The sequence below is a fragment of the Sporomusa sp. 246TCP1 genome (genome assembly GCF_057319775.1).
Map to the genome: position 1 here is coordinate 5404150 of NZ_CM170492.1, position 15432 is coordinate 5419581.

A 15432-nucleotide genomic window follows, 5' to 3' on the forward strand; every position below is an offset into this window, starting at 1 on the left:
ATTTTGTTGACAAATAATGGTCGGCGAGTATAATAACAGGTATGAGACTTATTCTCAGGGCGGGGTGCAAGTCCCCACCGGCGGTATCCCGGTTTTTTACCGGGGAGCCCGCGAGCGCTCTTCCTGCTTGGGAAGAGGTCAGCAGAACTGGTGAAATGCCAGTGCCGACGGTATAGTCCGGACGAAAGAGGATAAGGCGGTCAGCATTAATACAAGGAACCGGAGGTTCTATTGCATTATCGTTCAGTCGCTGTCTGTCTATTGCCCTGATTTAGTAAGTCCTACTATTAGTATAGGAGGCGCATTACTTTGAATCAGAATTTGTTAAGTCAATTTGGCAATGCAGAGGAGCGGGTGGCAAGGGCGCTTACTGCTCTCAGCAATGGTCAGGGTGTTTTAGTAACAGATAACGAACAGCGGGAAAATGAAGGTGATATTTTCTTTGCTGCCGAGTCGCTGACAACAAAACAGATGGCGATGTTAATTCGTGAATGCAGTGGTATAGTTTGTTTGTGTCTGCCGGAGGAAAAAGCCGAAGCATTAGTGTTGCCAATGATGGTAGCTAACAATACAAGTAGTTTTCAAACCGCATTTACCATTTCAATTGAAGCGGCTACGGGAGTTACCACAGGTGTGTCAGCCGCTGACCGTGTTGCGACTATAAAAGCGGCAATTGCTGATAATGCTTGTTCCCAGGATCTGCGTCATCCGGGGCATGTTTTCCCTTTGAAGGCCAAGCCTGGCGGGGTATTAGAACGACCGGGACATACAGAAGCCAATGTTGACTTAATGCGGCTTGCCGGTCTCAAACCATATGGTGTACTGTGCGAACTGACAAATCCGGATGGAACCATGGCGCGCTTACCGGAAATCGTGACTTTTGCGAACAAGCACAATATGCCGGTGGTCACAGTGGATGATTTGATAGATTACCGCAAGTTGCGAGAATAAGGAATACTTCAAGACTAATCAGCCCTCCAGGTTACCTGGAGGGCTTTATTGTATGAATTTATATTACTATTTACAGAAAATTGAGGCACTTTCTGCACTGAAAAGAGGAATATTGATAATCTGTGGCGAATTACTTTAAGGTATAAACTAGTAAACGGGAGGTATTGCTGTGAAGAAAGATATTCTTGTTCCTTTTGATGGCTCAAAAAATGCCATTGAAGCATTACATTGGGCTGTCACTATCGCAAAAGCGCTGCAGGAAAAAATTATTGTTTTGAATGTTCAATCCAGCTTTCATACTGTCCATACCAAAATATTCTTCAATGAGAATACCATTCGTGAGTATCAGCAACAACTTTTCCAAGAGATAATTGTGTCGGCTAAAAAAATATTGGAAGATTCAGGTGTAGCCTATGAACTAAAACTAAGAATCGGTGATGCTAAGGATCAGATTTGTCAAGAAGCAGGGATTGACGATACTATTGAAGCAGGCAGTTGTTCATCAAATGGTGTGCGGATGATCATAATGGGGTCCCGCGGAATGAATCCGATGCTGGGTGGGGTACTTGGCAGCGTCAGTTACGGTGTAGTTAATGTTGCTCAGTGTCCTGTGACCATTGTGCCGTATTCTTGTCATTAATAACTGGAAAGCATAATAAAATAGTACGAGGAGAAAGAAGCATTTCTTGTTAAACAAGATCTGCTTCTTTTTGATAGAATCAACTGCTTCTGTGATTCTAATCACTGATAAATAGCTGGATTTGGTATATCCTTTATCTAGAGATAAAAAATAGTTCAAATAAATTATGGAGGAGAAAAAATATGTTACGGAAAATTGTTACAATTGATGAAGAGAAGTGTGATGGTTGTGGTCTTTGTATTAGCGCTTGTCATGAAGCGGCTCTGCAGTTGATTGATGGAAAAGCTAAATTGGTATCAGACAATCTGTGTGATGGCCTGGGAGCCTGTTTGCCTGATTGTCCCCACGGGGCCATCAATATCATTGAACGGGAAGCACCTGCCTTTGATGAAGGAGCTGTCCAGCAGCAAATTGCCGGCAAGCTTCCGGCTAGTTCACCGCAAATGCCCGGCTGCCCGGGAAGTATGGCCAAAGAGATCAAAAAAGCAGCTGGAACTAGCCGGAATGAATCTGTTGCTACTGGTTCCCAGTTGCGGCAATGGCCATGCCAATTGCAGTTAGTACCAGCAAATGCTGCTTATTTTAATGATGCTCACCTGCTAGTGGCGGCTGATTGTGCGGCTTATGCCTATGCAAATCTACATGCTGAGTTTATGCATAACAAGATTACTGTTATTGGTTGTCCAAAACTGGATAAGGTCAATTACGCTGCTAAGCTAACCGAGATATTGCAATTGCATAACATCAAAAGTCTTACTATAGTAAGAATGGAGGTCCCTTGCTGTGGCGGCTTAGAAAATGCGGTTAAAGAGGCATTAGTACAGAGCGGCAAGATGATTCCTTGGCGTGTTGTGATAATTGGCACAGATGGTACTATTCCGGAAGATGATTAGGTGACTGTGAGTAGGGGGATTTTGGCAAGGACTTGCAACTGTTTTATGCAGGATTTGTTGATGCAAGTAAAGAAATACTAGAATAAATATTTTATAATTAGCAATTGTGGTTGCAAATTTTAAGGGTATGTTTTCCAGGAGGTAACTATTGTGGCCAAAATCCAAAAAAATCTTAGTGACACTGATATGTTTAAAGGCTGGCATGAACAACCAACTTTTGAGACCGAAATTGATGATGAGCCTGTTCGGCTGTCGGTCAAGCCGGCAAAGAAAGATTCAGCAGCAGACATTAACAGCGCCTACTTTACACCGGAGCTCCAAGAGTCGGTAGGCAAAGCGCTGCTTGAGCTCAAGCTCAATCTTTACAAGCAAGGAATTGTGGATTATCAAATAAAGGTTTCTTGCCAGGGCAATCAGGTAATGTTAACAGCAGTACCGGCTAAAGTTAAAACTAAGCCGGAATCAAGTGGAAACCGGCCGGTACACCGCGGTGGTAAGTAAAAAGGATAGGTTTTTGCCTATCCTTTTTACTTACTAGTCGTGTTCCAGTGGCAGTGGTTCATGGGTGAGATCAAACAATGCTGCAGTAAATTCGGCAATATGTTCTTTTTCTTCGTTCATTAGGTGACAGAATAATCGTTGTACAGCAGGTGTTTCAGCAGCTTCCATGTATCGCTGATATTTATTAGTAGCCTGGAGTTCATCATTGAGGGCTTTGGTCAAAAGAACTACGGTCGGCATCTCCTTGCGATTTGGTGGGTCAATCTGGATATCGTCGGCTTCGCTTTCTTTGAGGATGGCTGCCTTGGTTTTCGGTTTAAATAATGGCCGGGTCATTAATAGCATATCAAGACCCACGTCGCTGAGCATTTGAGCCTGTACGGGGTCTAAACGGGAAATTTCCCGCATAATTTCTACATAATGCTCCATCTCGTCTTCAGCTACATCCAGAAACAGCCGGGGCAAACAGGAAGCTCGTGCGGCTTCCAGGTAAAAGGCAATAGCATTACGCTCGTCGGCGGCAGCATCCCGTAGCAGCAATAAATCCGGATGATTGGGGCAAACTTCTGTAGAACATTCCAGGTCGGCTGTTGCAAGAATTTTAGGTTTAGACGATTTTTTATAAGCACGGAACAAAGCCATACTATATGCACCTCCCAATAATCTTATATATTCTATGCGGGAGGAAATTAGAAGTTAATTTTGGCAGGATATTAAGCAGTGGTGTCAAATAGTAGTTTGAATATCTTTAAAGAAGAGGCAGATGCAGGGGGTTAAAATGCTAACAATAGGTACAACAGGTAAATACGTAAAGTATCTGGTAGTTGCAGCTGTGCTGCTGCCGTTAATTTTTATTGCTGAAGTTGCTTATGTAGAAAGGCAACATACCCAAGACAGTAGTCAAGTACAGCTTGACAAGCTTATAAACCGTAGAGTTGAGGCTGAAAATGCCTGGCTGTCAAGTCAAGCAGCTTATGTGAGAGGTATTGCAAAACTAAGTGCACTTACTGTTGATGAGCCGGAGATTGTGAATAACGAATTTCGCAGTTTTCTTACTACTGAGTTTAGGCTCCTTGGTTATGCGGGGAATGATGGGAAAGTTAAGGTTGATACCAGTGGCGGTAGTGGTCGCGATATCACTAACCGAAGCTATTTTGAGGAAGCGATTGCCGGGCGGGAATTTACAGGTCAGGTATCAGGTGCTGACTGGCAACTGGACGGAGATGTTATCGTAGTAGCTGTGCCTGTTATTGCCAGTGGAACGGTAATCGGTGTCATTTATGGCGTTATTCCCCAGGAGACCATTACGCCAGTGGTCGAGAAGCTGGTACCTGCTGGCGATGGTGAGCAGCAGGAGATTGGCCGCTGGTTGGCATGGCTGGGGGGAGTGTACTTCTTAGGAGTCATACCACTATTGCTGTTGGTCTACTTGCTGCATCACCACAAGCCGGTTGCCAGCAATAAACATTCAATAGTTAAAGCGCCTGTTAATAGGCCAAGACCGTCGTTTGCCGGGGACCAAGAACCGGCTACAATAGGAAAAAAGTTTGCAGATGCAACAGCTGTGGAGACTCCGGAAGCCATTGCCGTCCGAAAAATAACGGAGATAATTGCTGCTGACATGGCTGAGCCGATATCTGCTGCGACAGAAAAGCCTGTAGAGGCTACAACGTTAGAAACTGCTGCTGTCATAAAAATAGCCGAGTTAAATGCTGCGGAAATGGTTGAGGCGACACCGGCGGCGATGATTGACAGAGTGCGGGCGGTCGCCGCCTACAAAGGAACAGGAATAGAGTCCGCAACTAAAGAACCAGTACCAGATCTTATGCCAAATTTGCCTGCTACTGATGATCTAACAGGCTTATACACCCAAGCTGCATTTGAGAAAAAAATAGCTGCCCAACAAGGGCAGCCTGATAGTGCGATCATTGTACTTAGTATTGACGGGATGAAGGTAATTAATGATTTTTTAGGCAACCTGGCAGGTGATAAGCTTATTAACGTGGCTGCTGACATTCTCAAAACAGTTGCCGGTCCTGCCTGTACAGCCGCCCGTATCGACGGTGACCGTTTTGCTGCGTTGCTTACAGATGTTTCGTCAGATGTGGTTGAGGATTTCAAAAAAGATATCAACTACTATATTGATCTTCATAATTTACGTCAACCGGAGTTGCCACTGAGTATAACCACCGGCGTTGCTGCGGCCAAACGGGGGGAAAGCCTTACGTCAGTCTGGGAGAGGGCTGACCGTGATATGGAAAATCGCAAAGCCATTAACCGGGTCGAGGCCCGCAAATTTATTATGATGTCAATTAAACGACAGCGCCAAAAACTTTGAGTAGTATTATTTTGGCATATAATTATATCTCATAAAATGCAACAATTTCCTTGTTTGCGGTTTCCTAAAAACAGGCCAATTTGTAGATACTATTATTTAAGCAGGCAATAACCAAGCTATGATTTTTGTCTCAGACTCAAGGATTGTTGAAAAGTATGGTTAACGTAGGCCGTGGTAAACGGCCGCAAGTAAAAGGAGGGAAAAATATGGCCTATAAAATTAGTTCCGAATGCGTCAAATGCGGTGCCTGCGCGCCGGATTGCCCGGTGGATGCTATTTCAGAAGGCGATGATCAGTTTAAGATTGATCCAGATATTTGCATTGACTGTGGTGCGTGTCAAGACACTTGTCCGGTAGGCGCCATTAGTCCAGGTGAGTAGTAGTTTTGCCTGATGTGATAAAAGTCCAGCTTGCGAGCTGGGCTTTTTCATACATAAAGAAAGTATAAGTTTTTTGAACCGCAGAGACACAGAGTACGCAGAGGGAATGTCTCGATATACATCTTCCCTCTGCGCTCTCTGTGTACTCTGCGGTTAGATCCGTATCCTCAAGGGCGCGATAGCGCTTTTATAATATATAATAACTATAAGTAAGTCTTAGAGCAACTTGGTTATCGGATAAATGTGGGTGAGATGCTTTGGGAATGTGAGAGGAGAGATTTACGTGTCAGAGTTGGAATATTTGAGAAATATACCGATTTTTGAGGAATTGCCGCCAAATGATTTGGCTGCCATAGCTGATGTGACTATTGAGCGGCGCTACAAGAAAAATATGATAATATTTATGGAAGGTGAGCCAGGTGAAGGCTTTCACTATATTAAAAGCGGTAAGGTCAAGATTGTCCAGATTTCGCAGGATGGCAGAGAACATATTATTAATATTCTGGGACCAGGGGAGGTTTTTGCTGAAGTATTGCTATTTAACCACGGCTTCTATCCGGCTACTTCAGTTGCTATCGAGGATTCTGTTATTGGCATGATAAAAAATAATGACCTGGAAAACGTAGTGACCAAAAATAGCCGTATTGCACTGCATATTATCCAGGTGATGAGCAAAAAACTAATTCATGCGCAAGGAAAGATAAAAACCCTGGCGCTGTCAGATACTCTTTCCCGTACGGCCCAAATTCTTGTTCGCTTATCTCAGCAGTATGGTCAGCCGGTTGCTGGTGGTGTTCAGATTGCTGTTGACATGACGCGCCAGGATTTAGCTAATTTGGTGGGAACAACCCGTGAGACTGTGAGCCGGGTACTGAGTTCTATGAAAAAAGACAAAATTATTGACTTTGCTGAACAGCAGATTATTATTTTGGATAAAAAAAGGCTTGATCGTTATCAGGAAAGATAATGCTTGTAAATGACAAGGGAGATAAGGAGAGTCTTACGGAAGAATGCCCTTGTGAAAAATACACTTGACTTACAGTTTCACACACGGTATAATCATTTCAACGTAATATTCAACATGATGAACAGGAAGCCAAATGCAAGGTGTTCAGAGAGACGGCGGTTGGTGCGAGCCGGTCCACCGAACAGAAAGGTTCCGCCTGGGAGTGACTGGTGAAGAATCAGAATGGGATCCGCCCAATACAGCGGCTAAAGTTGGCCGAAAGGCAACATGGGTGGCAACGCGGGAATAGTTCTCGTCCCTGGAGGGATGGAGAACTTTTTTATTTTCCCTTATGGTACACCTATATTGTTTCCACGGTCTAAGCTGGGTGGCAACGCGGGTTAAAAAGCTCGCCCCAATATTCATGGGGTGAGTTTTTTATCTAACTAATGCAACATCAAGGTCCCAAGGGCAGAGTATAAAAATGGAGGTAAGATTATGAAAGTATTAGTTTCTGAACAGATTGCACAAAAGGGTATTGAAAAACTTACGCAAGAAGGTGTGAACGTTGATGTAAAGGCAAACCTCTCGCGGCAGGAACTTTTGCAAGTTATTGGTGAATATGACGGTCTTATTGTTAGAAGCAATACCAAAGTCAATGAAGAATTATATCAACACGCTCCCAGGTTAAAAGTAGTGGGACGTGCGGGTAATGGTGTCGATAATATTGAAATGGAGGGAGCTACCAAACGCGGTATTGTCGTTGTTAATACCCCTGAATCAAATGTTGTGTCGGCGGCCGAACTTACTATTGGTCTGATATTTGCAACTTGCCGCAACATTCCGCAGCTCCATAACCGCCTTAAAGAGCGGGTGTGGGATCGTGCCGGTCTGAAAGGTATGGAGCTTCAGGGTAAAACAGTAGGTATTGTAGGCCTGGGGCGGATCGGCTCTCTGGTCGCAACGCGAATGAAGTCGTTTGGAATGAATATTATTGCCTATGACCCGTATATCAGTGATGCCCGCTTTAAAAAATATGGTGTAGAGAAGAAAGAAAAACTGCAAGAACTGATGGCGCAGAGCGATATTCTTACTGTGCATACTCCTAAAACGGAAGAGACATATGGTATAATTGGCAAAGAACAATTTAAAGCCGCCAAAAAAGGGCTGACTGTTATCAATTGTGCCCGGGCCGGAATTGTGAACGAGGAAGCGCTCATCGAAGCTATGAAAGAAAAAATCGTCAAACGGGCCGGAATTGATGTGTTAGAGGGAGAACCTCACGCCACTTCCCCGCTGCTCGATCTTGACAATGTCATTGTAACGCCTCATGCTGGCGCTGACACGGTGGAGGCTCAGGATAATGTTGGCATTACTGTGGCGCAAGAGGTAATCTCCGCACTGCGGGGAGAAATCGTGCCCAATGCTGTCAATCTTCCTACCTTGCCGATGCAGGAATTTGATACAATAAAAGCGTATTTAAAATTGGGTGAGACCCTGGGCAAGATGTACTATCAGTTGGAAAAAGAAGCCATTGAAAAAGTGGAGATTTTGTATCGGGGAGAAGTAGCGGCCCTGGAAACTTCGGTTATCACTCTTGCCATATTGAAAGGTCTGTTTGAGCCGGTACTAAAAGAACGGATAAATTATGTAAATGCCAATGTCATTGCGGACAGCCGGGGCGTCATTGTAACCGAAAGCAAAGAATCTGCCGTGAAAAATTACCTGACATTGATTACGCTTAAGGTTATATCCAAAGATAAAGAGTTTACTATTAGTGGCACCACCTTTGGTATAGGAGAGCTGCGAATTGTTGAAATCAATGGTTTCGAATTTGATGTTAATCCCACCCCCTATATGGTGGTGGCCGAAAACCATGATAAACCAGGTGTTGTCGGACAAATGGGAACCTTATTGGGGGTTGCCAAGGTCAATATTGCCACAATGCAGCTTGGCCGCAAGCTTACAGATCAACAAGCCATGATGGTGCTGGCTGTTGATTCAGTGGTTTCCAAAGAGACGCTGGATTTCCTCGGTGGTGTGGAAGGTATTTTGCGAGTGCGTTTTGTAAAAATATAGCAACATTACCAGACGGAATGTCGGCACTGGATTTATAGTTTAATAACAAGACAGCCGTACCGAAAGGTACGGCTGTCTTGTGAAAAAAGGAGGTATTCACGTGAGTCAATTAGTATATCCTCAGTCTGTTGAGGAACTGCAGCACGTGTTACGGACGGCATCTGATACGGGAAGCCTGCTATATGTATACAGGCAAGGTAAGCCGGACGGAATAACCATCGACTTGTCAAAACTAGACGAAATTTTAGAAATTGATGCAGCTAACCTTGTTGCAACTGTCAGACCAGGTGTCAAATTAGGCATACTGGCCGGCAGGTTAGCCGCGCAAGGTTTGCGTTTTTTGCCTGCTGACACCCCATTTTATCAGGATAAAACAGTGGGACAATTATTTTATGAAGGCTGTGCTAACCTATCCAGCCTAAAGTACGGGAGTGCCAAGCATTTCCTGATGGGATCAGAGGTTGTGTTGCCGACAGGTGACTTATTGAAAACAGGTGGAAAAACCGTCAAGAATGTTACTGGTTATGATTCCACCCGTTTTTTTAATGCCCCATATACCGATTATGGTATAACGGCTACGTTTCTATTGAAACTGCTGCCCTTACCTGAGACGCGTAAAGGTATGTCGCTTACCTTTGCCGGAGTGGAAGAAATGCTGGGTTTTGTCAAAAACCTGAAGGAAAGTCAAATGGTTCCTGCCTACTTGCTGTGGGTTGACCGCAAGGTGCAAACTATATTTCAAAATGATCTGCAAGGGCAGCTTGTGATGCTGGAGTTTGATGGCGTGCAGGAAGACGTAGAAGAACAACAGCATAGGGCAATACTTCTTAGCAAGAAGTATCACGGGACAATCCGGGAATCCTATGAGGGAGTCGGGCAAATGCCGGCCAAGTGGGGCGAGCTCTATCGCTCTTCAGACAAGTATGTGTTAACAGATGAATACAAACTGGTTTTTAGCCGGCAGGCAGAATTTATTAAAGCATTTTACGATATAACTAACAGCAGTGGTGTTCAAGCCGGTATGTTTGGTCAGGTGTCGGAAGGCAAGCTCAATATTGCTTTGGCAGCGGCTCGGCCAGACAGCGCTTTTATTGAGGCAGTTGTCACAGCGGTTAAACACTCTGGCGGTATCTCTACCGGCAAATATGACCGTCTTACCGGCAAGGGCCCAAGCGGTATCCTGGCAGAACTTGAACAACAGGCAAAAATTGCATTTGACCCAAAACAGATATTAAATCGCCTGATGTTACAGGAGGTTCAATAAATGGAGCACAAGTACGAAGAATGGCAACAACAACTGGTTAAGTGTATTCGCTGCGGCACGTGCCGCTCTGTCTGTCCGGTATTTCAAGTCGCAGATAATGAAAATACCACGGCCAGAGGCAAGGTTAAACTATTAGAAGCTGTTAGTGAAGGGAAACTGACGCTAACTACGGAACTACAAGCCCGAATGTCCAAATGCTTACTATGTAAGGCGTGTGCTGCAGGCTGTCCGTCAGGTGTTAAAACAGACGAACTATTCTTAAGCGCCAGGAGAGTGTTGGCTGCTCAAAATGGTCTGCCGCTGGCGAAAAAACTGGCATTTTCCGGTCTGACCTACCGCCGGCTATTTGATCTGGGACTCAAAATGGGTTCGTTGTTCCAGGGTATTGTCTTTAAAGACGCTCCTGATGGCCGGGGCAAGTTGGCACGGATTCCTTTGCCTGGTGCCGGACTTGGACAGCGGCGAATCATTCCCCCTTTAGCTGCTACGCCGTTACGAAGCCGGTTGCCGGAAATCAATAAGGTAGCTTCACCTAAGGCCAGGGTGGCGTTTTATACAGGCTGTATGCTTAATTATGTCTATCCCGACGCAGGTGAAGCCATTGTCAAAATTCTTAAGGCTCATGATGTCGAGGTGATTATTCCTGCTAAACAAAGCTGCTGCGGTACACCCGCCTTTACCTCTGGCGACTATCGGGTTGGACGGTATTTGGCCGAAGAAAATGTTAAGTTGCTAGCTGCCGGAAAATATGATAGTATCATCACCGGATGTGCGTCCTGTGGTGCGGCTTTAAAGCACGAGTATGGTGCGATAATTGAAGATCCAAAAGTAAAACAATTATGGGAAGAACTGTCGAAGAAAATAAAAGATATAACAGAGTTTGTTGTTTCTAGAGGAATCAAGCAGGATTTACGGGAGGTAAGAGCTAAAATTACTTACCATGACCCTTGTCATCTTGTTAGAGGTATGGGGGTATCAAAGGAACCGCGGCAGTTACTGCAGGCTATACCAGGTGTACACTATGCAGAAATGAAGGATGCTGCCAAATGCTGTGGTGCAGGTGGTACTTTCAGTATGGCGCACTATGATGTTTCCCGTACTATCAATGATTGGAAATTAGATAACGCTGAAGAGACCGGGGCCACAATTCTGGCAACTGGTTGTTCGGCATGTCGAATGCATATTGCTGACGGCTTAGGTCAGCGGGGCAGCCACATGAAAGTAGTGCATACTGCCGAAATTATTGCTAAGGCTTATGGCCTGGATTAGGAGGCGAGAGGGATGCAGCAACAAGTGATTATTGAGCTAAAACGTTTGGTTGGCGCTCAATATGTTATGGATCAACTGGAAGATCGAATCTGTTACTCATTTGACGCCACCTTCCGGGACTTTCCCCCTGACGTAGTCGTTAAACCAGGTAACGTGGCCGAAATTGCAGCTATTGTCAAGTTAGCCGGGCGATATAATGTGCCGATAACGGCCAGAGGAGCAGCCACCGGTTTATCTGGTGGGGCAGTTCCGGTAAAGGGTGGAATTAGTCTTGTTCTAACCCGGCTTAACAAGATTATTGATATTGATACGGAAAACCGGGTGGCGATAGTTGAGACCGGGGTGATTACCCAGGATTTTGTAAATGCCGTAACCCAGGCCGGTCTCTTTTATCCACCTGATCCTGCCAGTGCTAAGACCTCAACCATCGGTGGTAATATTGCTGAATGCGCCGGCGGACCCCGCGGGGTTAAGTATGGTATTACCCGGGACTATGTATTGGGGATGGAAGTAGTCTTGCCTGACGGCAGTGTAGTCGAATTAGGCAATAAATTTGACAGTGAGATGGCCGGTCCGGACTGGGGAATGTTGTTTGTTGGTTCGGAAGGAACTTTGGGTATTATTACTAAAATTTATTTGAAGCTTATTGATAAACCAAGTACCAAACAAACTCTGCTGGCTGTTTTCACCAGCCTGGATGATGCTGCCCGCACAGTAAGCGAGATGATTGTCTCAGGGACGATACCAACTACACTGGAGATTATGGATAACCTGACAATTCGCGCGGTAGAAGATTATCTTAAGGTTGGGCTGCCGGTGAGTGCGGAAGCCATTCTCTTAATTGAAGTTGATGGTAGTGCGAAGGCCATCGTCAAACAGGCTGAACATGTCATTAAGGTGTGCCGACAATGTGGCGCGACCGAGATCCAGACTGCTTCCACGCCGGAAGAAATTGATAAATTGTGGCAGGCCCGTCGGGCCATTTCTCCAGCCTGCGGCAAGTTAAATCCGACGAAAATTTCCGAAGATGCCACTGTGCCGCGAAGCCAGATTCCGGCCATGGTTCGTCGTCTGCGAGAGATAGCCCAGAAATACAACTTGAAGATGGTTATTTTTGGTCATGCCGGTGACGGTAATCTTCATCCCAATATTTTAAGCAATAAGCATGACTACGAAGAAATGGAGCGGGTAGAACAAGCTGTAGCGGAGTTGTTCAAAGTTGCTTTAGAACTTGGCGGCACACTGTCAGGCGAACATGGTATTGGTTATATGAAAGCCCCATTCTTACAATGGGAGACAGGGGAAACAGGGTTCGCGGCTGGCAAAACCATCAAAAAAGTTATTGACCCGCAAGGGTTATTAAATCCTGGCAAGCTATTTAATGCCTAATTGCGTTGGTCAGAAATTATTATATTGGAGGAACCAAAATGCTAAAAACTGTGCCCAAATATTGTAAAGGTTGTGGAATATGTGTTGAGCTATGCCCTAAAAAGGTATTAAAGCTTGATGAACTTGGCAAGATTGTCGTTAGCACACCTGACGATTGTGTTGCTTGTGGGCAGTGTCAACTCAGATGCCCTGATTATGCTATCTATCTAATTACAGATAAATAACTGATAACGAACGGAGGAATGTACTTATGGCAAAAGCATTACTTATGCAGGGAAATAGTGCTTGTGCAGAAGGCGCGCTTGCCGCCGGAGCCAGGTTTTTTGCCGGCTATCCGATAACACCATCTACTGAGGTGGCCGAGTTGTTGGCCAAACGATTACCGCAGGTTGGTGGTACCTTTATCCAGATGGAAGACGAAATTGCCGGTATGGCAGCCACTATTGGCGCCGCCTTAACCGGAGTTAAGTCACTAACGGCCACTAGTGGCCCGGGATTTTCTTTAAAACAAGAATTAATCGGCTATGCATCAATGGCTGAGGTTCCTTGTGTCATTGTCAATGTGCAGCGGGTCGGCCCCAGTACTGGTCAGCCGACTTCACCGGCCCAGGCCGACATCATGCAGGCTCGCTGGGGGTCACACGGCGACCGGGGTGTTATTGCGCTCAGTCCGTCCAGTGTGCCGGAATGCTACACGCTGACAGTAGAAGCATTTAATCTTGCCGAGCAATACCGTACACCAGTGGTACTGCTGCTTGATGAAATTGTAGGCCATATGCGGGAAAAAATTGAGATTCCCGATCAAGCCAGTCTGAAAATTGTTAACCGTAAAAAACCGACCTTGCCGCCAGGCGAGTTTCTTCCCTACAAACCAGAGGCTGACGGTGTACCACCGATGCCGGCCTATGGTGACGGTTACCGCTTCCATGTTACGGGATTGGCCCATGATTATACCGGTTTCCCCAGTGGCGCCAACAGCACTTCTCATGAACTGATTGCCAGACTACATACAAAAATTACTGATCACGTTGATGATATTGTTACTTTTGAAGAAGAATGCCTTGAGGATGCCGAGATTGCTGTGATTGCTTTCGGCGGCACTGCCCGTACAGCCTATGCTGCCATTGAAATGGCGCGTCAACAGGGGATTAAGGCAGGCCTGTTCCGGCCGATTACCATCTGGCCGTCGCCGGAAAAACAATTTAAAGCATTGGCAAAACAGGCTAAAACCATTATTGTGGCCGAACTTAACTATGGACAGTATGTTGGAGAAGTAGAGCGGATTGTTGCTGGACAAGCCAAGGTTGTATCGTTAGCTAAATGGAATAACGAACCAATTACACCGGCTGAAATGTTAACAGCCATTAAAGAGGCCAAATAAGGAGGAAACAACCATGGAAGAATTATTGAAAAAATATTATCGTCCCAAGCTGCCGCATATGTGGTGTCCTGGCTGCGGCAATGGTATTGTAACAGCCGCCATTGTCAAGGCAATTGATAAGCTTGGGCTTGATCAGGATAAAACAACTATCGTTTCAGGTATCGGCTGTTCATCACGGGCACCCGGTTATCTGCACTTTGATACGCTGCACACCGCTCATGGCCGGGCGCTGCCATTTGCTACCGGGATTAAGCTGGCTAAACCTGATCACAAAGTTATCGTTATCAGCGGCGATGGCGATGCAACTGCTATTGGCGGCAACCATTTTATTCATGCTGCCAGACGGAATATCGATATTACGCTTATTGTATATAATAACAATATCTATGGCATGACTGGCGGACAATATTCACCATTAACGCCCCATATGGCTAAAGCTACCACGGCACCGTATGGTAATGTCGACCGGGCCTTTGATTTAGCTCAACTGGCCAAAGGCGCAGGCGCTACTTTTGTCGCCAGGTCAACCACTTATCACGCCAAACAGCTGTCCGAGCTTGTTGCCAAGGCCATCTTACATGAAGGCTTTTCGGTTGTAGAAGCGATGACGGGCTGCCCAATTTCTTTTGGCAGACAAAACAAACTGGCAAAACCTACCGCTCTCCTAGCTTGGCAGCGTGACAATACGATTTCCGTAGAAGCTGCCGCTAAGCTTCCACCTGAACAAGTGGCCGGAAAAATCCTTATTGGCCTGTTGCATGAGGAAGCTGCTCCTGAATATGTTACTGAATATGCCAAGGTCATCAAACAGGCGATGGGAGGGGGGCGTTAATATGATGGAAATCAGATTAAGCGGCTCAGGCGGGCAAGGCTTAATTCTTGCCGGCATCATCCTTGCCGAGGCAGCCATTGATGAAGGTAAAGAAGCGATACAGTCCCAGTCTTATGGGCCGGAAGCCCGTGGTGGTTCTAGTAAGTCCGAGGTTATCATCAGTGATAAACGCATCCATTATCCAAAAGTAACCAAACCCGATCTGCTGCTGGCCATGACCCAGGAAGCACTGAATAAGTATGGTGCAGATTTACAGGACGAAGGATTGCTCATTGTAGATAGCACGCTTGTCAGGGAAGTACCGCAGCGGTTTAGCAATGTCCATACAGTTCCCATTACCCAATTAGCGAAAGAGACATGTGGCCGGGAACTGTTCGCCAATATTATTGCCTTAGGAACAATCGCCAAACTTACGAGCGTTGTCAGTCTTGAGGCTATGGAAAAAGCCGTGCTCGCCCGCGTTCCTAAAGGTACTGAGGAAATGAACAAACAGGCATTGCAAATTGGTTATCAGGCAGTATAAGTGAACAACAACCTCTGGCAGCTAAGAGCCAGAGGTTGTTGTCTAT

17 protein-coding genes and 1 riboswitch are annotated in these 15432 nt (G+C 45.6%); of the genes, 16 read left to right on the forward strand and 1 reads right to left on the reverse strand.

The window, feature by feature from the left end:
* Positions 1-46: 46 nt before the first annotated feature.
* Positions 47-197: riboswitch (FMN riboswitch) on the forward strand.
* Between the two features lie 112 nt (positions 198-309).
* The 4 genes from ribB to AC1ECB_RS25500 all read left to right on the forward strand — a co-directional run bounded on the left by ribB (position 310) and on the right by AC1ECB_RS25500 (position 2985).
* Positions 310-951 carry a 3,4-dihydroxy-2-butanone-4-phosphate synthase gene (gene ribB / locus AC1ECB_RS25485; protein WP_485666410.1) on the forward strand — a complete coding sequence of 214 codons (642 nt, stop codon included), beginning with the start codon at positions 310-312 and terminating at the stop codon, positions 949-951.
* Between the two features lie 169 nt (positions 952-1120).
* On the forward strand, positions 1121-1591 hold the full coding sequence (locus AC1ECB_RS25490; RefSeq protein ID WP_485666411.1) for a universal stress protein: 471 nt from the start codon (positions 1121-1123) through the stop codon (positions 1589-1591).
* Between the two features lie 182 nt (positions 1592-1773).
* Positions 1774-2484, forward strand: coding sequence for an ATP-binding protein (locus tag AC1ECB_RS25495; RefSeq protein ID WP_485666412.1), 711 nt, complete (start codon positions 1774-1776; stop codon positions 2482-2484).
* 150 nt (positions 2485-2634) lie between these two features.
* The gene (locus tag AC1ECB_RS25500; RefSeq protein WP_485666413.1) at positions 2635-2985 is read left to right on the forward strand and encodes a hypothetical protein; all 351 of its coding nucleotides are present in this window, start codon (positions 2635-2637) and stop codon (positions 2983-2985) included.
* Positions 2986-3018: 33 nt separating this feature from the next.
* Here the strand turns inward: AC1ECB_RS25500 and AC1ECB_RS25505 are convergent, their stop codons facing one another.
* Positions 3019-3627, reverse strand: coding sequence for a ferritin family protein (locus AC1ECB_RS25505; protein WP_021168552.1), 609 nt, complete (start codon positions 3625-3627; stop codon positions 3019-3021).
* Between the two features lie 136 nt (positions 3628-3763).
* Here AC1ECB_RS25505 and AC1ECB_RS25510 point away from each other — a divergent pair, with 136 nt between their 5' ends.
* The 12 genes from AC1ECB_RS25510 (at position 3764) to AC1ECB_RS25565 (ending at position 15386) form a co-directional block, all read left to right on the forward strand.
* Positions 3764-5323, forward strand: a complete 1560-nt coding sequence (locus AC1ECB_RS25510; RefSeq protein ID WP_485666414.1) for a GGDEF domain-containing protein — start codon at positions 3764-3766, stop codon at positions 5321-5323.
* 206 nt (positions 5324-5529) lie between these two features.
* Positions 5530-5703: a DUF362 domain-containing protein gene (locus tag AC1ECB_RS25515; protein WP_485666415.1), complete on the forward strand. Its 174-nt coding sequence runs from the start codon at positions 5530-5532 to the stop codon at positions 5701-5703.
* 283 nt (positions 5704-5986) lie between these two features.
* Entirely contained in the window at positions 5987-6670 is a 684-nt protein-coding gene (locus AC1ECB_RS25520; protein ID WP_485666416.1) for a Crp/Fnr family transcriptional regulator, read from the forward strand.
* A gap of 133 nt (positions 6671-6803) precedes the next feature.
* On the forward strand, positions 6804-6959 hold the full coding sequence (locus tag AC1ECB_RS25525; protein ID WP_485666417.1) for a hypothetical protein: 156 nt from the start codon (positions 6804-6806) through the stop codon (positions 6957-6959).
* Positions 6960-7147: 188 nt separating this feature from the next.
* Positions 7148-8728 carry a phosphoglycerate dehydrogenase gene (serA, locus tag AC1ECB_RS25530; protein ID WP_485666418.1) on the forward strand — a complete coding sequence of 527 codons (1581 nt, stop codon included), beginning with the start codon at positions 7148-7150 and terminating at the stop codon, positions 8726-8728.
* Between the two features lie 100 nt (positions 8729-8828).
* Positions 8829-9992, forward strand: coding sequence for an FAD-binding oxidoreductase (locus AC1ECB_RS25535; protein WP_485666419.1), 1164 nt, complete (start codon positions 8829-8831; stop codon positions 9990-9992).
* Positions 9993-11261 carry a (Fe-S)-binding protein gene (locus tag AC1ECB_RS25540; RefSeq protein ID WP_485666420.1) on the forward strand — a complete coding sequence of 423 codons (1269 nt, stop codon included), beginning with the start codon at positions 9993-9995 and terminating at the stop codon, positions 11259-11261.
* Between the two features lie 12 nt (positions 11262-11273).
* Positions 11274-12650: an FAD-binding oxidoreductase gene (locus AC1ECB_RS25545; protein ID WP_485666421.1), complete on the forward strand. Its 1377-nt coding sequence runs from the start codon at positions 11274-11276 to the stop codon at positions 12648-12650.
* Positions 12651-12688: 38 nt separating this feature from the next.
* A complete protein-coding gene (locus AC1ECB_RS25550) occupies positions 12689-12874 on the forward strand; it encodes a 4Fe-4S dicluster domain-containing protein (protein ID WP_021168561.1) in 186 nt (61 codons plus the stop codon).
* Positions 12875-12900: 26 nt separating this feature from the next.
* Entirely contained in the window at positions 12901-14031 is a 1131-nt protein-coding gene (locus AC1ECB_RS25555) for a 2-oxoacid:acceptor oxidoreductase subunit alpha (RefSeq protein ID WP_485666422.1), read from the forward strand.
* Positions 14032-14044: 13 nt separating this feature from the next.
* The gene (locus AC1ECB_RS25560; protein ID WP_485666423.1) at positions 14045-14863 is read left to right on the forward strand and encodes a 2-oxoacid:ferredoxin oxidoreductase subunit beta; all 819 of its coding nucleotides are present in this window, start codon (positions 14045-14047) and stop codon (positions 14861-14863) included.
* Position 14864: 1 nt separating this feature from the next.
* Positions 14865-15386, forward strand: a complete 522-nt coding sequence (locus AC1ECB_RS25565) for a 2-oxoacid:acceptor oxidoreductase family protein (protein WP_485666424.1) — start codon at positions 14865-14867, stop codon at positions 15384-15386.
* Positions 15387-15432: the final 46 nt, after the last annotated feature.

Excerpts from the sequence above, each read along its gene's own strand:
- AC1ECB_RS25540 (WP_485666420.1), top strand. The coding sequence starts at position 9,993 with ATGGAGCACAAGTACGAAGAATGGCAACAACAACTGGTTAAGTGTATT.
- AC1ECB_RS25565 (WP_485666424.1), top strand. The coding sequence starts at position 14,865 with ATGATGGAAATCAGATTAAGCGGCTCAGGCGGGCAAGGCTTAATTCTT.
- AC1ECB_RS25560 (WP_485666423.1), top strand. The coding sequence starts at position 14,045 with ATGGAAGAATTATTGAAAAAATATTATCGTCCCAAGCTGCCGCATATG.
- AC1ECB_RS25545 (WP_485666421.1), top strand. The coding sequence starts at position 11,274 with ATGCAGCAACAAGTGATTATTGAGCTAAAACGTTTGGTTGGCGCTCAA.
- AC1ECB_RS25505 (WP_021168552.1), bottom strand. The coding sequence starts at position 3,627 with ATGGCTTTGTTCCGTGCTTATAAAAAATCGTCTAAACCTAAAATTCTT.
- AC1ECB_RS25510 (WP_485666414.1), top strand. The coding sequence starts at position 3,764 with ATGCTAACAATAGGTACAACAGGTAAATACGTAAAGTATCTGGTAGTT.
- AC1ECB_RS25515 (WP_485666415.1), top strand. The coding sequence starts at position 5,530 with ATGGCCTATAAAATTAGTTCCGAATGCGTCAAATGCGGTGCCTGCGCG.
- serA (WP_485666418.1), top strand. The coding sequence starts at position 7,148 with ATGAAAGTATTAGTTTCTGAACAGATTGCACAAAAGGGTATTGAAAAA.
- AC1ECB_RS25495 (WP_485666412.1), top strand. The coding sequence starts at position 1,774 with ATGTTACGGAAAATTGTTACAATTGATGAAGAGAAGTGTGATGGTTGT.
- AC1ECB_RS25525 (WP_485666417.1), top strand. The coding sequence starts at position 6,804 with ATGCAAGGTGTTCAGAGAGACGGCGGTTGGTGCGAGCCGGTCCACCGA.
- AC1ECB_RS25550 (WP_021168561.1), top strand. The coding sequence starts at position 12,689 with ATGCTAAAAACTGTGCCCAAATATTGTAAAGGTTGTGGAATATGTGTT.
- AC1ECB_RS25555 (WP_485666422.1), top strand. The coding sequence starts at position 12,901 with ATGGCAAAAGCATTACTTATGCAGGGAAATAGTGCTTGTGCAGAAGGC.